This is a genomic window from Pseudoduganella danionis (assembly GCF_009720775.1).
In the GTDB taxonomy this organism is placed as follows: Bacteria; Pseudomonadota; Gammaproteobacteria; order Burkholderiales; family Burkholderiaceae_D; genus Rugamonas; species Rugamonas danionis.
Genome location: NZ_WNKW01000028.1, coordinates 1 through 834, shown reverse-complemented (window position 1 = coordinate 834; position 834 = coordinate 1). Strand labels below are relative to the sequence as shown.

The following is an 834-nucleotide window of genomic DNA, read 5'->3' as shown; positions in this document are numbered from 1 at the left end:
AATCTGCGGATCAAAGCTTGTTTGCTAGCTCCCCGCAGCTTATCGCAAGCTACTACGTCCTTCATCGCCTGTAATCGCCAAGGCATCCGCCATGTGCACTTATTCACTTGTCCCTATAACGTTAGCTTCTGCGACTAACAGAAAGCGTTTATAGGAATAAGAAGTACTACGTTAATGCGTTTGTTGATACATACAATCATTACCCATCGTCCTACGTTTTACCGTAAAACGATCAATAAAAATTTACTTACTTCTTCCAGATTGTTAAAGAACATACAGCACTTGATCTCTAAAAGATCAAACCTAAACATGCGCGCTTTGCGTCGCTTACGTTTGAACTTTTGGTGGAGGATGACGGGATCGAACCGACGACCCCCTGCTTGCAAAGCAGGTGCTCTCCCAGCTGAGCTAATCCCCCTTTATGTCAGGTGTCAGACTTTAGTCTGATACCTCACTATAGGACTGGTAGGGCTGGTTGGACTCGAACCAACGACCCCCGCGTTATCAACACGGTGCTCTAACCAGCTGAGCTACAGCCCCAAATGCTGTTCTTTATTATTTACAGTCGATAAGTGTGAACGCTTGATGGCGATCCGAAGATCAGTGCCACTCTAGAAAGGAGGTGATCCAGCCGCACCTTCCGATACGGCTACCTTGTTACGACTTCACCCCAGTCACGAATCCTACCGTGGTAAGCGCCCTCCTTACGGTTAAGCTACCTACTTCTGGTAAAACCCGCTCCCATGGTGTGACGGGCGGTGTGTACAAGACCCGGGAACGTATTCACCGCGACATGCTGATCCGCGATTACTAGCGATTCCAACTTCATGCAGT

The 834-nt window shown here is 48.1% G+C and carries 2 tRNA genes and 2 rRNA genes; all 4 read right to left on the bottom strand.

Going from position 1 to position 834, the window contains the following annotated elements:
• Positions 1 to 113, bottom strand: a 23S ribosomal RNA gene (locus GM655_RS22535); the annotation flags it as partial.
• Positions 114 to 342: 229 nt separating this feature from the next.
• Positions 343 to 418: transfer RNA gene (locus GM655_RS22530), tRNA-Ala, on the bottom strand.
• 45 nt (positions 419 to 463) lie between these two features.
• Positions 464 to 540 (bottom strand) — tRNA-Ile (locus tag GM655_RS22525).
• Positions 541 to 615: 75 nt separating this feature from the next.
• Positions 616 to 834, bottom strand: a 16S ribosomal RNA gene (locus GM655_RS22520); the annotation flags it as partial.